At 73.7% G+C, this 17927-nt stretch carries 15 protein-coding genes and 1 pseudogene; 8 read left to right on the forward strand and 8 right to left on the reverse strand.

Annotated elements, in window-relative coordinates; genetic code table 11:
* Positions 1-9 precede the first annotated feature (9 nt).
* Both BR98_RS01755 and BR98_RS01760 read right to left on the reverse strand, forming a co-directional pair.
* A complete protein-coding gene (locus tag BR98_RS01755) occupies positions 10-297 on the reverse strand; it encodes a DUF4429 domain-containing protein (RefSeq protein WP_198042102.1) in 288 nt (95 codons plus the stop codon).
* Between the two features lie 72 nt (positions 298-369).
* The gene (locus tag BR98_RS01760) at positions 370-1131 is read right to left on the reverse strand and encodes a DeoR/GlpR family DNA-binding transcription regulator (protein ID WP_035839299.1); all 762 of its coding nucleotides are present in this window, start codon (positions 1129-1131) and stop codon (positions 370-372) included.
* 379 nt (positions 1132-1510) lie between these two features.
* Between BR98_RS01760 and BR98_RS01765 the strand changes: the two genes are divergently transcribed.
* On the forward strand, positions 1511-2065 hold the full coding sequence (locus BR98_RS01765; protein ID WP_051969193.1) for a hypothetical protein: 555 nt from the start codon (positions 1511-1513) through the stop codon (positions 2063-2065).
* Positions 2066-2072: 7 nt separating this feature from the next.
* Here BR98_RS01765 and BR98_RS01770 read toward each other — a convergent pair whose 3' ends face one another.
* From BR98_RS01770 to BR98_RS01795, 6 genes are all read right to left on the reverse strand, one after another.
* Entirely contained in the window at positions 2073-3311 is a 1239-nt protein-coding gene (locus BR98_RS01770; protein ID WP_083975856.1) for a sensor histidine kinase, read from the reverse strand.
* 79 nt (positions 3312-3390) lie between these two features.
* Entirely contained in the window at positions 3391-4251 is an 861-nt protein-coding gene (locus tag BR98_RS01775) for a carbohydrate ABC transporter permease (protein ID WP_157537310.1), read from the reverse strand.
* A gap of 2 nt (positions 4252-4253) precedes the next feature.
* On the reverse strand, positions 4254-5561 hold the full coding sequence (locus BR98_RS01780; protein ID WP_035842433.1) for a carbohydrate ABC transporter permease: 1308 nt from the start codon (positions 5559-5561) through the stop codon (positions 4254-4256).
* 8 nt (positions 5562-5569) lie between these two features.
* On the reverse strand, positions 5570-6904 hold the full coding sequence (locus BR98_RS01785) for an ABC transporter substrate-binding protein (protein ID WP_035839302.1): 1335 nt from the start codon (positions 6902-6904) through the stop codon (positions 5570-5572).
* A gap of 72 nt (positions 6905-6976) precedes the next feature.
* Positions 6977-8623 carry a glycoside hydrolase family 13 protein gene (locus BR98_RS01790; RefSeq protein WP_035839305.1) on the reverse strand — a complete coding sequence of 549 codons (1647 nt, stop codon included), beginning with the start codon at positions 8621-8623 and terminating at the stop codon, positions 6977-6979.
* A gap of 140 nt (positions 8624-8763) precedes the next feature.
* Positions 8764-10071, reverse strand: coding sequence for an ABC transporter substrate-binding protein (locus BR98_RS01795; protein ID WP_083975858.1), 1308 nt, complete (start codon positions 10069-10071; stop codon positions 8764-8766).
* Between the two features lie 141 nt (positions 10072-10212).
* Between BR98_RS01795 and BR98_RS01800 the strand changes: the two genes are divergently transcribed.
* From BR98_RS01800 to BR98_RS01825, 7 genes and pseudogenes are all read left to right on the forward strand, one after another.
* Complete coding sequence (locus BR98_RS01800) at positions 10213-10716, forward strand: PadR family transcriptional regulator (protein ID WP_035842437.1); 504 nt, start codon at positions 10213-10215, stop codon at positions 10714-10716.
* A 95-nt stretch (positions 10717-10811) separates the two neighbouring features.
* Positions 10812-11555 (forward strand): annotated as a pseudogene (locus tag BR98_RS01805) (ABC transporter ATP-binding protein); the annotation flags it as partial.
* Between the two features lie 156 nt (positions 11556-11711).
* On the forward strand, positions 11712-12965 hold the full coding sequence (locus tag BR98_RS40800; RefSeq protein ID WP_051969194.1) for an FtsX-like permease family protein: 1254 nt from the start codon (positions 11712-11714) through the stop codon (positions 12963-12965).
* Between the two features lie 8 nt (positions 12966-12973).
* Positions 12974-14134, forward strand: coding sequence for an FtsX-like permease family protein (locus BR98_RS40805; RefSeq protein WP_051969195.1), 1161 nt, complete (start codon positions 12974-12976; stop codon positions 14132-14134).
* A gap of 393 nt (positions 14135-14527) precedes the next feature.
* Positions 14528-15133: a sigma-70 family RNA polymerase sigma factor gene (locus tag BR98_RS01815; RefSeq protein WP_232247197.1), complete on the forward strand. Its 606-nt coding sequence runs from the start codon at positions 14528-14530 to the stop codon at positions 15131-15133.
* Between the two features lie 96 nt (positions 15134-15229).
* Positions 15230-15748: a hypothetical protein gene (locus tag BR98_RS01820; RefSeq protein WP_157537312.1), complete on the forward strand. Its 519-nt coding sequence runs from the start codon at positions 15230-15232 to the stop codon at positions 15746-15748.
* 101 nt (positions 15749-15849) lie between these two features.
* The gene (locus BR98_RS01825; protein WP_035839309.1) at positions 15850-17901 is read left to right on the forward strand and encodes a hypothetical protein; all 2052 of its coding nucleotides are present in this window, start codon (positions 15850-15852) and stop codon (positions 17899-17901) included.
* Positions 17902-17927 lie beyond the last annotated feature (26 nt).

The following is a 17927-nucleotide window of genomic DNA, read 5'->3' on the forward strand; positions in this document are numbered from 1 at the left end:
GAGCGAGGGTCACTGAGCGAGCGCTTGCTCGATCGCGGCTCGGACCTGCTCGAAAGCCGGCTGGTTGCCCCTGGTGAACGGCGCGGCCAACTCGTCACGGAGCAGGTCGACCCTGCCCCCCTTGCCGCGCACGTCGGCCACGCCGCGGACGGCGAGGCGCAGGTACCCGTTGTACAGCAGGCCGGCGGCGCGCCACTGGAGGCCGGTGATCTGGTCGATCCGGTAACTCCGGGCGCTCTTGGGGCGGGTGATGGTGACGAGCTGGCCGTCGAACGTGATGGTGGCGATGCTACTCACGGCTTCGATCATGTCCACAGGATGTCAGCACCGGGCCGACGGGCGTCAAGGGGGCTCAGGGCCTCGATCGGCTCAGACCCGCAGGACCTGTGGGCCCAGCAGTGCGTAGCGGTGCGCCTCCACCACCGACAGGCCGGTGTCGGTGACGATCGCCTCGAAGTCGCCGACCTCGGCGAAGCGGCAGAAGCTGCTGACCCCGAACTTGCTGTGGTGGCCCAGGAAGATCCGCCGGCGGGAGACCTCGAGGGCCTTGGCCTTGACGTCGGCCACCACCGGGTCGGGGGTGGTCAGGCCCAGTTCGCGGGAGATCCCGTTGGCTCCGAGGAACGCGAGATCGATCACGAAGCCCGCCAGCATCGCGCAGGCCCAGGAGCCCACCGTCGCCAGCGTCCGGGTCCGTACCCGGCCGCCGAGCAGCAGCACGGTGATGTTGGTGGAGTCGGCCACCGCCGCCGCGGTGGACAGCGAGGCCGTCACCACGGTCAGCGGCCGGTCCCCGGGGAGCAGGGCGGCCAGGACCTGCGGGGTGTAGCCCTCGTCGACGAAGACCGTCTCCGCCTCGCCGAGCAGCCTGACCGCTTCCGCCGCGATCCGCCGCTTCGCCTCCACATGGCGGGTGACCCGCTGCGCGAGGTCCGTCTCGAACCCCGCGCTCTCCACCGGGTACGCCCCGCCGTGGGTGCGCCGTACCAGACCCCGACGCTCCAGCTCTCCCAGGTCCCGTCGTACGGTCTCCTGGGCGACGCCGAAGTCGGCGGCGGTGACCGCCACTTCCACCCGGCCCTGCTGGCGGGCCAGGACCAGGATCCGGTGCTGCCGTTCCTCCGCCCGCATCACTTGCTCCCGCCCGTTGCGTGTCGCCCGTTCGGTCATCCGGGGCCCGAATCCGCCCGTGTGAGATTTATACCGCCGGGCCGGGACCGCACCGCCCTCCATGACCGGCGCAAACGCGCCCGAATCATGCCCGTTTCCGGGCCGCGTGGACCCAGCCCAGCGCCGGTGCAGCGGAGACCTGACGCATCGTCAGCTGCCCGAAACCACGTCATGGGCTGCCTGTTTCGGCCCGCGGGCGGTGCAGCGGTACCGGCCTGTTGCGGCGGATGACCCGGCAATGAACCCGCGCACGCCCTGCTGCGTGGGACAATGTGCCGGGGTACTGGGCCCTTTCCGGCTTGGTCGCCTCGGAGTTGCCCGGAGAACGAGGAGTCAGCGCGTGGCGTCGACGCAGCGTCACCTCGGTGCCGAGTCGCCGATGCGGATGCACGGCGGGCTGCTGGGCGAGCTCGCGGTGGCCCGGCGGGTCCGCGGGGTGCGGCGGCTCTGCACGCTGGGCGCGGCGGGCGCGATGGTCCTGGTGGGTGCGCTGCTCGCGGTGCGACTGGCGCCGCCGGCCGGTCGGCCGGCGCCGCTGCCGACCTCACCGGCCGTGCAGCTGGTCCTCTGGGGCGAGCAGCACAGTGCCGTCGATCCGCGCACCGGGCTGGCCGGCACGGTGGGGCTGGAGAGCAAGCAGTGGGGTACCCACATCGGCCTGGACCTCAGCCGTCTGACCGGCCCGTTGAAGTGCAGCCTGATCGCCGTCTCGAAGCAGGGCGAGCGGGAGAACATCACCTCGTGGAACGTGCCGGCGGCCGGCTACGGCGTGCCCGGGCATCCGGAGCACCTGATCGTGCACGGCGGGGCGGCGATCGCACTCCCCGACCTCGACCACTTCGAGGTGGCCACCATGGGCGGCGACCGCCTGCTCAGCATCCCGGCACAGGGCTGACGATCCCTCAGTCCCCTTGTGGGAACGGCCGCGGGTTGGCCTGCACCCCGGGGTGGTACTTGGGTATCCGGATGGTGATCTTCATCCCCGCGCCGACCGCCGTCTCGATCACCGGCCCGTGGGTTTTGCCGTAGACCTGGCGCAGCCGCTCGTCCACGTTCCCGAGCCCGATCCCGGCCTCCCGGCCGACCTCGCCGGCGAGCACCTTGGCGAGGTCCTTCGGGTCCATGCCGGCGCCGTCGTCCTCGATCACGATCCGCGCGGTGGAGCCCTCGTCGTCGGCGGCGATGGTGATCAGGGTGGTCTGCCGGCCGACCATCGCGTGCTTGACCGCGTTCTCCACCAGCGGCTGCAGGCAGAGGAACGGCACCGCCACCGGCAGCACCTCGGGTGCCACCCGCCAGGTGACTTGCAGGCGCTCGCCGAACCGGGCCCGGGAGAGCTTGAGGTAGTGCTCGATGGCGCCCAACTCCTCGGCCAGGGTGGTGAAGTCGCCACCACGCCGGAAGGAGTACCGGAGGAAGTCGGCGAAGCCGAGCAGCAGCTCCCTGGCCCGTTCCGGGTCGGTGCGGATGAACGACCCGATCACGGCGAGCGAGTTGAAGATGAAGTGCGGCGAGATCTGGGCCCGCAGCGCGCGCAGTTCCGCCTCCATCAGCCGGGTCCGGGCCCAGTCCAGTTCGGCCAGTTCGAGTTGGGCCGAGGTCCAGCGGGCCAGTTCGTGGGCGGCCCGGGCGAGTGAGTCCGACTCCTGCTCGGCCAGGGCCACCAGTTGGCCGCGGTGCGCGTCGTCCACCCGCAGTGGCGCGATCACCGCCCAACGGATCCGGCACTCGGCGTCGTCGCAGGTCAGCGGCACCACTCGGGGCCGCCCGGCCGGTCCGGTCCGGCTGGCGTGGGCCAGCACCTCCTCGCGGTGGTGGCTGCCGCTGCCCTCCCAGGCGAGCAGTTGCTCCTCGTCCAGCAGGCACAGGGCCGGGCTGCCGAGCAGCGAGCGCAGTTGGCGGGCCGCCTTGCGGGCGCTGTCCGTGGTCAGCCCGGCGCGCAGCGGCGGGGCGGCGAGCGAGGCGGTGTGCAGGGTGTGGAAGGTGGCGCGTTCGACCGAGCCGGCCGGGCCGTCGCCGGGTGTCCAGCCGGGCCTGGGGCCGACCCGGAGCCACCGTCCGAGCGCGTAGGCGACCGCCGAGCAGCTCAGCACCAGAAGCGCCGTCCACAGCCCGCCGGTCACCGAAGTCCTCGCTGACATCGCGTCATCGGTGCGGTGCTCCTTTGCACTTCGAGTCGCTCCGCGAGGAGTGTAAGCAGTACAAATCCATTCCCGTCCCCTACTTGACCGATCCTGCCATCGCTCCCTGAACGAAGTAGCGCTGGAAGGAGAAGAAGACAATGACGGGGACCAGCAGGGAGAGGAAGGCCCCGGGCGCCAGGACGTCCAGGTTGCTGCCGAACTGGCGCATCTGGGACTGCAGCAGCACGGTCAGCGGCTGGTTGTCGGTGCCTGCGAAGATCAGCGCCACCAGCATGTCGTTCCACACCCAGAGGAACTGGAAGATGCAGAGCGAGGCCAGGGCGGGGGCGGCCAGGGGCAGCGCGAGCGAGCGGAAGATCCGCCACTCGCCGCAGCCGTCCACCCGGGCGGCCTCCAGGATCTCGTGCGGGATCTCCAGGAAGTGGCCGCGCATCAGGAAGACCGCGAACGGCAGGCCGTAGCCGACGTGGAACAGCACCACGCCGGGGATGGTGCCGAACAGGCCCACCGTGCCCATCAGTTTGGCGACCGGGATCAGGCCGATCTGGACCGGGACCACCAGCAGGCCGACCACCACCAGGAAGAGGGTGTCGCGGCCGCGGAAGTCCAGCCAGGCGAAGGCGTACCCGGCGAGCGCGGCCAGCGCGGCGGTGAGCAGCGTGGCCGGCACCGCGATCAGCACGGTGTTCCATAGCGCTCCGAGCACGCCGGTGCCGTGCAGCAGCGCGGTGTAGTTCTGCAGGGTGAGTTGGGAGGGCGCCTTGAGCACCGTCCACCAACCGGTGGCCGAGCTCAGCTGCTTGGGGCGCAGTGAGGAGACCAGCAGGCCGATCGTCGGGGTGAGCCAGACCAGGGCGGCGACCACCAGGACGGACTGCACGATTCCACTGCGGGTGAGCGCGACCAGCCGGGCGGCGCGCGAACTCTGCACGGCCATTGCTAACTCCTCCGGAATCGGCGGATGTTGAGGATCATGAACGGGACCACCAGGAGCAGCAGCAGGATGCCGAGTGCGCTGCCCAGGCCCTGGTTGTTGCCGCCGCCGAAGGAGACCAGCCACAGTTGCAGCGCGAGCACGTTGGCGTTCTGTTGAACCGGGCCAGGGGCGATGATGTAGACCAGGTCGAAGATCTTCATCACGTTGATCACCATGGTCACGAAGACCACGCCCAGCACCGGCGCCAGCAGCGGGACGGTGATCCGGCGGAAGACCTGCCACTCCCCCGCGCCGTCGATCCGGGCCGCCTCCAGGAGTTCGCGCGGCAGGTTGGCCAGGCCGGCGCCGATGATGACCATCGCGAAGCCGGCCCAGATCCACAGGTAGGCGCCGATGATGGCGGGGGTGACCAGGGCGGGGCCGAGCCAGTCGACGCCGTTGTAGGGCTTGGCGAAGTCGGCGGCCGGCAGCACCACCTGGGCGGTCGCGCCGGGCCTGGCGGCGAAGTGGAAGGAGCCGTCGGCGGCGCTGGTCGTGGTGGCGAGCTTGCGTCCGCCGTCGACCAGTTGGACGCTGACTCCCGGCAACCCCTTCTTGCCCGGGTCGAGTTGGCCGGGGTGACCGCCGCCGCCGGGGACGAAGTCGAGGAAGACCACGCCGTTCACCCCGTCGCCCGAGGCCGGGGCGCCGGCCGGGCGGGCGGTTGCGGGGACGGCGGTGGGGGCGATGCCGACCAGCGGGAGCAGCACGGTGGTGCCGGTGGCGGGCGTGCGCAGCGAACCGTCGGGCTGGGCGGTCAGGCCGGTGTTGTCGCGTGGCCGGGCGCCCGGGTACGGGGAGTCGTCGTGGAAGCTGTCGTGCACGGTGACGGCGGCGGCGTTGAGGATGCCGCGGTGCGGGTCCGCGTCGTAGACCAGGCGGAAGATGATGCCGGCGGCCAGGAAGGAGATCGCCATCGGCATGAAGACCAGTAGCTTGAAGGCGGTGGCCCAGCGGACCTTCTCGGTCAGCACGGCGAAGATCAGGCCGATCACCGTGACCAGGGCCGGGGCCACCAGGACCCAGACCAGGTTGTTGCGAAGGGCGGTGAGGGTGGCCTTGTCGTGGACGGCCTCGCCGTAGTTGCCCAGGCCCACGAAGCGGTGGCCGGTGGCGTCGAAGAGGCTGCGGACCAGCGAGTACCCGATCGGGTACACCACCAGGGCGCCCAGCAGGAGCAGGGCGGGCAGGGTGAAGAGCAGGGCCAGCACCCGGCGCCGCCGACGAGCGGCGGCGACGGGGGTGCTGGGCCGGTGGGCGGTCGTCGGCATGGCGGCGATCAACCCTGGTAGGCCTTGGCCGCGTCGGCTTCCAGGCGCGCCGCCGCGCCCTGGGCGTCGGCGGGGTTGGCCAGGAAGTCCTGCAGGTCCTTCCACTCGCCGGTGCCGGCGGTACCGCCGAAGGCGGCCGGGGTCTGGTCCGACATGTCGAAGCGGAAGCCGTCCCCGGCGTCGATCAGCGACTTGGCGAACTGGCGGGTGGTGTCGTCCGGGTAGACGGCCGCATCGAGCGCCTTGTTCGGTGACAGGAAGCCGCCGGCCTTGGCCCAGACGGCCGCCGCCTCCGGCGAGGCGAGGAACTCCACCAGCTTCTGCGCCGCCGCCTTGTCCCGGCCGTCCTTGAGCACCACGGCCGCGTCACCGCCGCCCATCACCGGCGCCTTGCCGCCGTCCACGGCCGGGAAGGCGAAGACCTTGGCGTCGGTGCCGACCGTCTTCTTCAGGTCGCCGGAGACCACGCCGCCCACGAAGTCGCCCTCATAGGTCATCGCCGCCTTCGGCTGCGGGCCGAAGACCTGGGACACCGAGGTCGGGAAGTCGGTCTGCAGGGCGCCCTTGGTGCCGCCGGCCACCAGGGTCGGGTCGCCGAACAGCTGGCCCAGCGTGGTCAGGGCCTTGACCACCGAGGGGTCGGTCCAGGGGATCTGGTGCTTGGTCAGCTTGTCGTAGAGTTCGGGGCCGGCCTGCGAGAGGTAGACGTTCTCGAACCAGTCGGTGAGCGGCCAGCCCGCCTGCCCGCCGATCGAGAAGGCCGGCAGGCCGGAGTCGGAGACCGCCTTGCTCGCCTTGAGCAGCTCGGCCCAGCTGGTCGGCGGCTGGACCCCGGCGTTCTGGAAGGCCTGCGGGCTGTACCAGACGGTCGACTTGTCGGCGGCCTTGAAGTAGAGGCCGTACTGCTTGCCGTCCACCGTCCCGAGGTTCGACCAGACGGCGGCGAAGTTCTTCCCTGCGGCCTCGGTGACGGCCGGGGCCAGCGGCTCCAGCCAGCCCTGCTTGGCGAACTGCTGCAGCACGCCGGGCTGCGGGACCATCACCACGTCCATCGGGTCGCCGCCGGCGATCTTGCTGCCGACCAGGGTGGACAGGTTGTCGCCGGTGGAGATGAAGGTGGTGGTGGCGCCGGTCTTGGCGGTGAAGGCGTCCAGCACCTTCTTGAAGTTCTCCTGCTCGGTGCCGGTCCACACGGCGGCGACCGAGACGGTCTGGCCCTTGAGTTCCTGGCTGCTCGCGCTGTCGTTGTTCTTGGCGCCGCCTCCGCTGCTGCTGCAGGCGGTGGCGACGGTGGCGGTGACCAGGGTGGCGGCCAGGGCGGTGGTGGTGCGGTGCAGTCTCATCGTCGAGACGTCCTCTCGGATCGATGGGCGGGAGGTGGCCCGCCCGGAGCGTGCGGAAGGGGGTGCGACGGGTCAGAGCGAGATCCACCAGGCGGCGGTGCCGGCCGGCAGGATGCCGGGCGGGCACGGGCCGCTGGCGAGCAGTGGGGTGCCTGGGCAGGGCGCGGGGACCGGGCCGTCGTTGAAGTTGACGGCGCAGACGAAGCCCTCGCCGCGCTCGAAGGCGAGCAGGCCGGGCGGGGTGTGCAGGCGGGTCAGCGTCCCTTCGCCGAGTTGGGGCAGTGCGCGGCGCAGTTGGAGCGCGTCGCGGTACAGGTGCCAGATCGAGCCGGTGTCGGCGAGCACCCGCTCGGCGGTGTGCGCGGCGAAGTGCGCGGGCTGGGGCAGCCAGGGCGCGGCGGCGCCCTCGCGGCTGAATCCGTACGGGGCCTGGCCGCCGGACCAGGGCAGCGGGACCCGGCAGCCGTCCCGGATGCCGATGCGGCTGCCGGTGCGGTGGAAGATCGGGTCGGTGATGAGTTCGTCGGGCAGGTCGGTGACCTCCGGCAGGCCGAGTTCCTCGCCCTGGTAGACGTAGGCGGCGCCGGGCAGCGCCAGCATCAGCAGGGCGGCGGCCGCCGCCCGGGCCGGGCCGGAGACCGGGTCGGGGCCGGCGAACCGGCTGGCCGTGCGGATCTGGTCGTGGTTGTTGAGCACCCAGGTGACGGTGGATCCGGTCGCGGCGATGTCGCGCAGCCCCTCGTCGATCGCGCGGCAGAACTGCTTGGCGTCCCAGGGCGCGTGCAGCAGGTGGAAGAAGAAGGCCTGGTGCAGCTCGTCGGGGCGCAGGTAACCGGCCTGGTCGGCGGGGGTGGGCACGGAGACCTCGCCGACCAGCAGCCGGTCCTGGCCGTCGCGGGCGGTGTACTCCTCGCAGATGGCCCGCCAGGAGCGCCAGATCTCGTGCACCTGGGGCTGGTTCCAGGCCAGCGGGTTGACCGAGTCGCGGGCCCGTTCGTCGGCCTCCGGGTCCGGGGAGTCGGGCAGCTCGGGGTGCTTGAACAGGCCCGCCGCCACGTCGATCCGGAAGCCGTCCACGCCCTGGTCCAGCCAGAACCGCAGCACCTGCTCGAACTCCTCGGCGACCGCCGGATGGCGCCAGTTGAAGTCGGGCTGCTGCGGAGTGAACAGGTGCAGGTACCACTGACCGTCCGCCACCCTCGACCAGGCCGGGCCGCCGAACATCGCCCGCCAGTTGTTGGGCGGCAACTCGCCTCTCTCGCCCCGGCCTTCGGCGAAGTGGAAACGGGCCCGCTCGGGGCTGCCCGGGCCGGCCGCCAGCGCCGCCCGGAACCACGGGTGCTCGATGGAGCAGTGGTTGGGCACCGCGTCCACCACCAGCTTGAGCCCCAACCGGTGGCAGGCGGACACCAGTTGGGCGAACTCCGCGAGGTCGCCGTAGACCGGGTCGACGGCGCGGTGGTCGGTGATGTCGTAGCCGTGGTCGTGCTGCGGCGAGGGATAGAACGGGTTGAGCCAGATCCCGTCCACGCCGAGGCGCTTGAGGTACGGCAGTTGCTCGCGGACCCCGCCGAGGTCGCCGATCCCGTCCCCGTCGCTGTCGCGGAAGCTGCGGACGTAGACCTGGTAGATCACGGCGTCCCGCCACCAGCCCGCCCCGGTGGCGGTGCGCTGGGCGGTGGGTCCGAGTACTGCGCTCGGGAGCGTGGGCGTGTGCATGCTGCACCGTCTCTCGGGGAGTGGCTCATACATTCGTGTTAGGTATACCGCTGGGCGCACGTCGCCACTAGCCCTTCAGCAACAGTGATTTTTGCGCAGCGTCAGACCGCGGGGTCTACCTAGCGGTTATGCAGCAGCTGTCAGCGGACGATGTCCCGCAGGTCCGCCGCCAGGCGCGCCAGCCCGTCGGCGGCCGTCCGCCGGCCGCGCAGGATCTCGTACGAGGCCTCGCTGACCGCCAGGCTGAGCTGCTGGTACTGCGGGATCCCGGGCCGCGCGCCGGCCGCCAGGATCGCGCTGCGCAGCACCGGCAGGTACGGGAACCGGGCCACCAGCTCCGGGTCCTGGTACAGGTCCGCCCAGACCGGGGGCAGCCCGCCCTCGGCGAGCACCCGGCGCTGCACCTGCCGCCCGGTCAGTTCGGCGATCAGCGCCCGCGCCGTCCGCTGGCGCCGCGAGAAGCGGCTGACCGCCAGGCCCGAGCCGCCCAGCACGCCGCTGCCCGGACCGTCCGGCCCCGGCAGCGGGACCACCCCGAACCGGCCGGTCACCGCCGAGCCCGGGCCCTGCGCCGCCGGATAGACGTACGGCCAGTTCCGCAGGAAGAGCAGGTGCCCGTCCTGGAAGGCCTGCCGGGACTCCTCCTCCTGGTACTCCAGCGCCGCCTGCGGGATCCAGCCCGCGCGCAGCCCGCCGGCCAGGAACTCCAGCCCCGCCCGTGCCCGCGCGCTGTCCACCACCACCGCGCCGCTGCCGTCCAGCAGGTCGCCGCCGGCCGAGCGGACCGCCTCCAGCGCGTTGACCGTCAGTCCCTCGTACGGCTTGAACTGGCCCGCGTACCCGGCCAGGCCCGCCGCCGGCGCCAGCGTGCTCGCCTGCCGCGCCAACTCGGCCCAGCTGGTGGGCGGCTGCTGACCGGCGGCGGCCAGGATGTCGCTGCGGTAGTAGAGCATCGCGGCGTTCGCCACGTACGGCACCGCGTACAGCCGCCCCGCGAAGCGCCCGGCCGAGAGCACCGGCGGCAGGAACCGGTCCAGCGGGAACCGCGCCTCGTCCAGCGGGGCGATCCAGCGCCGGGCGGCGAACTCGGCCGTCCAGACCACGTCCAGGTTGAGCACGTCGAAGCGGCTGTCGCCCCGGCCCAGTTCGCCCGCCAGCTGGGCGTGCACCTCGTCGGCGGCCTCCGGCAGCTCGACCAGTTCGGCCGGCTCGGCCGGGTGCGCGGCGTTCCAGTCGGCCAGCACGCCGCGCAGGTAGCCGGTGGTGTCCTTGCCGGTCGCCAGCGTGACCGGCCCGGTGCCGTTCGGGTCTCCGGCCGGCTCGGCGCCGCCGGCGAGCACACGCCAGGCCAGCGCGCCGGCGCCACCGGCGAGCAGCGTGCCGCCCGCCAGCGCCCCCGCGAGCGTCCGCCTGCTGAGGGGGGACTGCGCGGCCGGCCGGTTCGACATTGAACCTCCCCGAGCTTTGACCGGTGCGCCCACACCGGAAATCCGTCAACCTATACCTCCCGACCGGCGACCACGGTCAGAGTCCCCCGTAATGTGTGGCCAAGGCGTGACCAGCGCGATCGAGAGGAGGTGGCGGTTCCGGTGCGGCCCCAGCTGCTGGCCCTGCTGGCCAGAGCGCCCGCCTACGGGTACGAACTCAAGCAGGGCCTTGAGCAGACCTTCGGCCCGGCGTACCCTCAGCCGAACATCGGTCAGATCTACGTCACCCTGGGTCGACTCGAGAAGGGCGGGCTGATCCGCGGCCAGGAGGTGGCCCAGGACGGCAGGCCCGACAAGAAGGTCTACGAGATCACCGAGGAGGGCATCCAGGAACTCGCCGAGTGGTTCGCGGCGCCCACCGAAGGCCCCCGGGTACGCGACGAGTTCTTCATGAAGCTGGTCCTGGCGCCCGGCACCGAGCTCGCCGACCAGCTGACGCTGATCAACAACCAGCGCCGCCACTGCCTCACCATGATGCGCGGGCTGAACCGGCTGGCCGCCGAGGAACAGGGCAACCGGGTCTCCCAACTGCTCATCGAGGGCGCCGTACTGCACCTGCAGGCGGACCTGGACTGGCTGGAACGCTGTCAGGAGGAGCTGACGTGACCGACCCGGAGCCGACAGCGGTACCGGCCGCCCGGCCGCCGGCCGAGGCCGACGCGCAAGAGCCAGGGCGGTCGGCCGACGGGCCGCATTCACGGCTGTCCGCCAACGGGCCGGAGGCGCAGCGGTCGGCCGACGGGCCGGCACCGCTCCTGCTGGCCGAGGGGCTGGTCAAGGCGCACCTGAGCGGCTCGGCGACGGTCCCCGCCGTGCGCGGCGTCAGCCTGCGGGTGGAGCGCGGCGAGTTCGTCGCGGTCACCGGGCCGTCCGGGGCCGGGAAGTCCACCCTGCTGCACCTGCTCGGCGGCCTGCTCCGGCCCGACGAGGGCGAGCTGCGCCTCGACGGCCGCCGGGTGGACCGGCTCGGCGAGGCCGACTGGGCGGTGCTGCGCCGGCGCCGGCTCGGCATCGTCTTCCAGAGCGGCAACCTGCTCGGCGACCTCAACGTCACCGACAACGTCGAACTGCCCGCCCTGCTGGCCGGTGTCCCGGTCCGCACCGCGCGGGCCCGGCGCCGCGAACTGCTCGCCGAACTCGGCCTCGGCGACAAGGCCACCGCCGGACCGGGAGCGCTCTCCGGCGGTGAACGCCAGCGGGTCGCGCTGGCCCGCGCCCTGGTCAACGACCCCGACCTGCTGCTCGCCGACGAGCCCACCGGCAACCTGGACAGCCGCAGCACCCGCGAGGTGCTGGCCCTGCTGACCCGCTACCACCGCCTCGGCCGCACCATCGTACTGGTCACCCACGACGCCCGGGTGGCCAGCAGCGCGGACCGGGTGATCAGCCTCTTCGACGGCCGGATCGCCGACGACTCCCGGGTCGCGGAACCGGAACCGGGACGGGACACGGAGGCCGTTCGGCGGATCCTGGAGCTGGGGGCGGGGCGCGCTCCCCGAACGAAGGTGCCGGGCTCGCCGGGTGCGCGGCGGCGGGTCAAGCCGCCGGTCGGCGGCGACCGCACCGCACCGCAGGTCGATCCGGAATTGGGCGGGTGAGTCGTGCGCGCCGTCCTGCGGTGGATCCGCGCCGACCTGCGCTCGCACCGGCTACCCTCGCTGCTGGTGGTGGCGGCGACCGCCGGCACGGTGGCCGCACTGCTGCTCGCCGGCACCCTGCTGGGCACCGCCGACCCCTGGCAGCGCCAGTTCCGCCAGGCCCAGGCGCCGCACGTGCGGATCGACACCGGGTCGGCGGCAGCAGCGGGGGCGGGCACGGGCGCGCCGATCGGTGACGATCCCGGGCTGGCCGCGCTGGCCCAACTGCCCGGCGTCCTCTCGCTCACCGCCCAGCAGCACACGGCGAACGCGACACTGACCGGCAGTGGGAGCGGCGGGGGTGGTGACCGGATCCCGCTCACCCTGCGGGCGGACGCTCCGGGTGCCCCGCGACCGCTGCCGACCGCCGGCCATTGGCTGGACCCGACCGTCCTCGACGGACTGGTGCTGGAACGCTCGGCCGCCGACGCCGCCTGGGCCCGGCCCGGCGACCGGCTCACCCTGCTCGGCGAGCGGGGGCAGCTGATCCAGCTGCAGGTACTCGGCATCGCCGACAGCCCCGACCAGATCCGTTACCCCGAGGCCGGGTTCGGCCTCGGCTGGGTGCTGCCCGCCACCCTCGACCTGATCCAGCCCGACCGGGCCGCCCAGGGCCGCACCGTGGGACTGCGGCTCGCCGACCCCGCCACCGCCGGGTACGCGGCGCAGCGCGCCGTCACCTCGGTCGGCGCCGGCCGGGTGACCCGGCTGAGCACCTGGCTGGACGCGCGGGCCGACCGGGCCCAGGACGACCGGCTGGCCGGGCTGCTGCTCGGCCTCACCGGCCTGGCGGCGCTGCTCGCCGCCGCACTCGCGGTGGCGGGCGCGGCCGGCGGCCGGATCCGCGCGCGGACCGGCGACATCGCGCTGCTCAAGGCGCTCGGCTTCACGCCCGCCCAGGTGGTGCGGATGTTCACCGCGCAGCACCTGCTGCTCGCCGGCGCCGGCGCCCTGTTGGGCGCGGGCGGCGCCGCACTCGCAGGACGGCTCTGGCCGGTCCTCGCGGGCGGGCCACTACCCGTCGGGCCGTCGGTCACCGGCGCCGTCACGGCCGTGGCGCTCGCCGCCATCGGGCTGGCCGCCGCGCTGCCCGCCTACCGGGCCGCCCAGGTGGCACCGGTGCCGCCCGCCGAGGGCACCCGGATGGGCAGCGCGGCCCCCGCCCGGCCCGGCTCGGCGCGCTGCGCCGGCTGCCGCCGGCTCTGGTCCTGGGTCTGAGCAGCGCGTTGCGGCACCGAGGGCCGAGCGCCGTCACCGTGCTGCGGCTCACCGTTCCGATCCTGGCCTGCACCTTGGCGCTGAGCACCTGGGCCACCCTGGACGCGGTGGCTCGGACCTCGGCGGGGGGCGTGCGGTCGGCGGTCCTGACGGTGCGACAGGTGAGTGGCGGGGGCGGGGCGGGCGGTGGCGGCACCGGCAGTGCGCCTGCCGGCGCGCCGGGGAGTGCAGGCAGCGGCACCCCGAACCCCGATGCCCTGCGCGAGGCGCTCGCCGCCGACCCGGCCTCGGCCGGGGTCTACCCCGGGGTCGAGTTGGAGGCGCTGGCGCCCGGCCAGTCCGCCACGCTCACCCTGCGCGCGCTCGGCAGCAGCACCGTGCCGTTCCCGTTCCGGGTGGTGGAGGGACGCGGCGTCCAGGCCACCGACGAGGCCGTAGCCGGCCAAGGAGCGCTGGACCTGCTCGACGTCCGGGTCGGCCAGTGGGTCCGGGTGACCACCGGCGGCACCCCACGCATCCTGCACATCGTCGGCCGCAACCTGGAGCCCGAGCGCGGTGGCCGGGTGATCTCCACCGGGCTCGACACCCTGGACCGGCCCGGCGACCCGAGCCGGCCCGCCTTCTACAGCATGGTGCTGCGCCCGGGCAGCGACCCGGCCCGGGTCCAGCGCGAACTCCCCACCCGCACTTCCGCCCTGGCCGGCCTGGCCGGGCAGCTGGACGTGCGCCCGGCCCCCGACCCGGCCGCTCAGCTGACCGCGCTGCGCGGTTCGGTGGTCGGCCTGCTGGTGCTGCTGGGTCTGATCGCCCTGGCCGAGCTGCTGACGGCGGCGGCCACCGGCCTGCGCGAACACCGCTACGACCTGGGCCTGTTGCGGGCCATCGGGCTGACGCCACGGCAGGCCGGCGCCATGATGGCCACCCGGGGCGCCGCGCTGGCCCTCGCGGGGGTGGCGTTGGGCACCGCGCTGGGCGTCCCGCTGGCCCGCCGGCTGATCGACCTGCAGGGCCGGACCGGCGGCGTGGGCGAGGGCATCGCCCGAGCGCCGTCGATCGGCGCCGTGCTCACCCTGGCCGCCCTTACCGCAGCCGCGGCGGCCGCGCTTTCGGCCCTGCCGGCACTGCGCGCCGCCCGCCTGCCGGGTGGGGACGGCGTACCCCGGGACTGACTCGGCGTCATGGCCCGTGGGGCGCACGGCGACCGCTGAAGGTCACGGCTGCGTGTCGCCCTCGCCACTCGGCGCGCCGCCCGACCGTTCGGCGCGACCGTTCCTGCCGCTCGGCGCATGCGCTCACCCGTTCGGCGCTGGTCGGTCAGCCGTGCGCCGCTGGGTTGCCGCCGTTCGGCGCGGCCGGTAGCGGTGGCCGTTCCGGCGGTCGAGAGCGCTCTCTACGGTGGCCGCAGGAGCTCGTTCCGAACTCTCGCTCTCTCGCAGTGCCGAGCTCCCGTAGCGCCGAGCTCTCGTGGTCCCGAGCTCCTGTAGTGCCGAGCTCCCGTGGTCCCGAGCTCTCGCACCCCCGAACCCTCTCGCTTTCCCGAACCCTCGAAGGACGGTGACCTCGTGAGCCCGACGCTGACCGCCGCTCGCCTGGCCGGCTCCGCCGCGACGACCGCCAACACCCGAACCCGCGGCAAACGGGCCGCGCGGGCGGCCGAGCACGTGGACGAGCGGGTGATGCGCGCCGTCTACCAGGAACACGGTGCGGCCGTGCTGAAGTTCGCGCTGTCGCTGATCTATGACCGGCAGCGCGCCGAGGACGTGGTCCAGGAAACGTTCCTGCGGCTCTGGCGCCACCCGGAGGCTCTGCTCGCCGAGGATCTGTCGATCCGGCCCTGGCTGTTCACCGTCGCCCGGCGGATCGTGATCGACGCCCGGCGGGCGCAGGCGGTACGGCCCCAGGAGATCGGCGACGCCGAACTCGAGGCCCAGCCGCTGCCCGACGACGCGATCGAGCGGGTGACCACCCGGGCCGCCTTCCACGAGTCGATGGAGACGCTGAGCCCGAGCCACCGTGCGGTGCTGGTCGAGCTCTACTACCGGGGCTGTTCGGTGGCCGAGGCCGCGCGCCGGCTCGGTGTCCCGCAGGGGACCGTCAAGTCGCGCAGCCACTACGCACTGCGGGCGCTGCGTGAGAGTCTGACCCGCCGTGGTGTTCTCGCCCACTAGCCACGCGCGCGTACCGTTGGACGACTCAGGGCCGACTGGACGGCTCAGGGCCGACCGGCCGCCGTGCGCGACTCGGTGAGCGAAGGAGGACTGGTGGTGGCGCCCAACGACCTCCACGCCGACCTCGGTCCGGACGACCTGGTCCTGCGCGGCCTGCTGGGTGACATGCACAGTGAGCGGCGCCGAGCGGCCCTGCGAAGACGGCTCGCCGTCCTGCTCGGCGCGCTGGCCCTGATGGCGGCCAGTTGTGTCCTGACTCGCGCCTTCGACGCGGGCGTCGCCGCCGGCGCCGCCCACCGACCGGCGGTCACCGTGATCGCCGCCGATCCCGTGACGGGCGTGCGGGCCGGACTGGGCACCGCCCGGCACGACTGGGGCACCGAGGTACTGCTCGAACTGCGGGACGGCCAAGGACCGCGCGACTGCGCGCTGTTCGTGGTGGACCGGACGGGCGCCGCCCGCACCATCGGCGGCTGGACCGTGGCGGCGCCCAGCGCGCCGGGCGCCTCGGCCGCGGTGTCGATCACCGCCGCCACCGCCCTGCAGCCGGACGCGATCGACCATTTCGAGGTGCGCTCCGGCACTGGTCAGCTGCTGCTCTCGATCCACCCGTAGGGCAGGTCGTGGTGGCTCTGGGTGAACCACTCGCCGGTCGGACCCGTGCATCGAGGTGACACCAGGATTGCCCGAATTTCCACGAGGGGTGGCCGTTTTCGATGAGCGCTCTGGTCAGCCGGTCGGCGGTGGCCACGGTCGGTGACGGCTGGTCGGCGTGGCAGATCCCGGCGGGTATCTGGCTCTCCGCCGGGAGTTCGGACACGGTCCGGGCCGCGGCGGCCGGACGGGTGGCGCGCGATCCGGAGCGGCTGACCCTGGTGGTGGACGCCGACGGGCCCGGCCCGGAGGTGACCCGCGCCGTCGAGGCCACCCTGGCCCTGCTGCCGCCGCAGCAGCCGCGGGCCGTGCGGCTGGTGCTCGCGCTGGTGGACGGCGCGTTGGCGCAGGATCTCGCGGACCGCTTCGATCTCGACCTGGTCGCCTCCAGCGGCCACCTGCTGAGCGCGCCCGACGGGCTGGTGGCGGTCGCCGGCTTCGATCCGGGCCGCCCGCACACCTTCTGGCAGTGGCGCCGGTTCCGCCCGCACCTGCCGCCGGAGCCGTGCGGCGCGCTGCATCCGTGCCCGCCCTGGGAGCTCGCGCTGTTGGCACGCGGGGTGCGGCCCGGCAAGGTGCCGGATGTGCCGGGCGTGCTGCTGCAGCGGGTCCCGGCCGGCCTGGTGCTGCATCAGACCTCGGATCCGGCCGCCGGCTTCATGCGCTCCGCCGGCTGGCTGCGACCCGATCCGAACCATCTCACCGTGCTGGTGCGGGCCGTCGGGCGGGAGCCGGCGATGCTGGAGGCGCTGACCGCGCTGCTCACCGCCTTGGCCCGCTGGCAGCCGGCCCGGGTGCGGCTGCTCTGGCCGTACGCGGCGGCCCCGGAGCTGGCCGGCGACCTGCAGCGGCTCAGTGACGAGTTCGCCGCCGAACTCACCGCGCCGGACGGCGAGGTCGTACCGCACGGGCCGTCGGGCCTGCGGGTGGTGGCGACGGCCGAGGCGGATACCGAGACCGAGACCGCCACGGACGGGAACTGGGTGCGGTTCGCGCCGCACCGTGAGCCGTTGGCGCTGGGACCGGTGATCGACAGTGATCCCGGCGCGGCCGAGGTGACGGTGGCAGCGGCTCCGTCGGCGGCGCTGCCGCTCGGCCCGACACCGACACCGACCCAGGCGCCGGAGCCCGAGCCGACGCGGGAGCCCGTAGCCGAGCCCGTCGCCCAGACCTTTCCCGTGCGCGCCGTCGTCCTGGTCCCCCGCCTGCACGCCAGCACCCCCGAGGAGCGCCAGCGCTACCGCGAACACGCGGGCTCGCGCCACGAGAAGCACGTGGTCGCGGTCGCCCGGGCGCTCGCCCAGCGTCCCGCGCTGCGCGGCGCCTCCCCCCGCTCCTCCCGGGAGGCCGAGGACGTGGTGGCCGTCGATCTGGCCGCCCTGCGCGCCTACCTGTGCGGCGAGCCGCTCAACCTGGACGACGTGCTGCGCAGCGCCAACCCGTCCCCAGCCCGGGCGCACACCGCCTGCCTGGTCTCCGGGCTGCGGGTGCTCCCGGCGTACCGGGGAGCGGTCTTCCGCTCGGCGCGGCTCTCCGCCGAGGCACTCGCGCGGTACCGTCCGGGCCTGCCGCTGATCGAGCCCGGTTTCGTCTCGGGGGCGACCTCCCCGGCGGGCGTCCCGGCACCCCACCCCGCAGCGGAACCCGGTACGAAGCCCAGCCCGGAGCCCGGTAGGGCCGCCGGCGGCGAGGCCCCCGGTACGGCGCGGGTGCGGTACGCCGTCTGGTCGCAGACCGCCCGGCGCACCGGCTGGTTGGACACCGGCAGCGCCGGCGAGGAGGCGCTCTTCGTGGCCGGCACGGAGTTCCTGGTGCTGGACGTGGAGGCGGCGCAGGAGTCCGGGCCCGCCGTGGTCTACCTGCGCGAGAGCCCCCGGGCGGGTGCGCAGCCGGGTCCGGACGGCACGGTCGAGCTGACCGAGGCCGACCGCACGATCCTGGACCGGCTGCGGACCGCGCTGGGCGCCGCACCGGGCGAGGACGGTGCGCGGCCCGTCCCCTCCCGCCACGGCGCCGGCGCCGCGAAGGCTGCCGCGCCTGTCGTCCGCTCCCAGCCCCGGCACTTCTTCCCGCTCGGGCTGGACGCCAACGGCCTGCTGTTCCTGAGTAGTTGACCCGATTCCCGAAGGACGGTGACCCG

Source organism: Kitasatospora azatica KCTC 9699 (genome assembly GCF_000744785.1).
GTDB classification, from domain to species: domain Bacteria; phylum Actinomycetota; class Actinomycetes; order Streptomycetales; family Streptomycetaceae; genus Kitasatospora; species Kitasatospora azatica.

Excerpts from the sequence above, each read along its gene's own strand:
- BR98_RS01825 (WP_035839309.1), top strand. The coding sequence starts at position 15,850 with ATGAGCGCTCTGGTCAGCCGGTCGGCGGTGGCCACGGTCGGTGACGGC.
- BR98_RS01760 (WP_035839299.1), bottom strand. The coding sequence starts at position 1,131 with ATGCGGGCGGAGGAACGGCAGCACCGGATCCTGGTCCTGGCCCGCCAG.
- BR98_RS01775 (WP_157537310.1), bottom strand. The coding sequence starts at position 4,251 with ATGGCCGTGCAGAGTTCGCGCGCCGCCCGGCTGGTCGCGCTCACCCGC.
- BR98_RS01770 (WP_083975856.1), bottom strand. The coding sequence starts at position 3,311 with ATGTCAGCGAGGACTTCGGTGACCGGCGGGCTGTGGACGGCGCTTCTG.
- BR98_RS01795 (WP_083975858.1), bottom strand. The coding sequence starts at position 10,071 with ATGTCGAACCGGCCGGCCGCGCAGTCCCCCCTCAGCAGGCGGACGCTC.
- BR98_RS01790 (WP_035839305.1), bottom strand. The coding sequence starts at position 8,623 with ATGCACACGCCCACGCTCCCGAGCGCAGTACTCGGACCCACCGCCCAG.
- BR98_RS01785 (WP_035839302.1), bottom strand. The coding sequence starts at position 6,904 with ATGAGACTGCACCGCACCACCACCGCCCTGGCCGCCACCCTGGTCACC.
- BR98_RS01780 (WP_035842433.1), bottom strand. The coding sequence starts at position 5,561 with ATGCCGACGACCGCCCACCGGCCCAGCACCCCCGTCGCCGCCGCTCGT.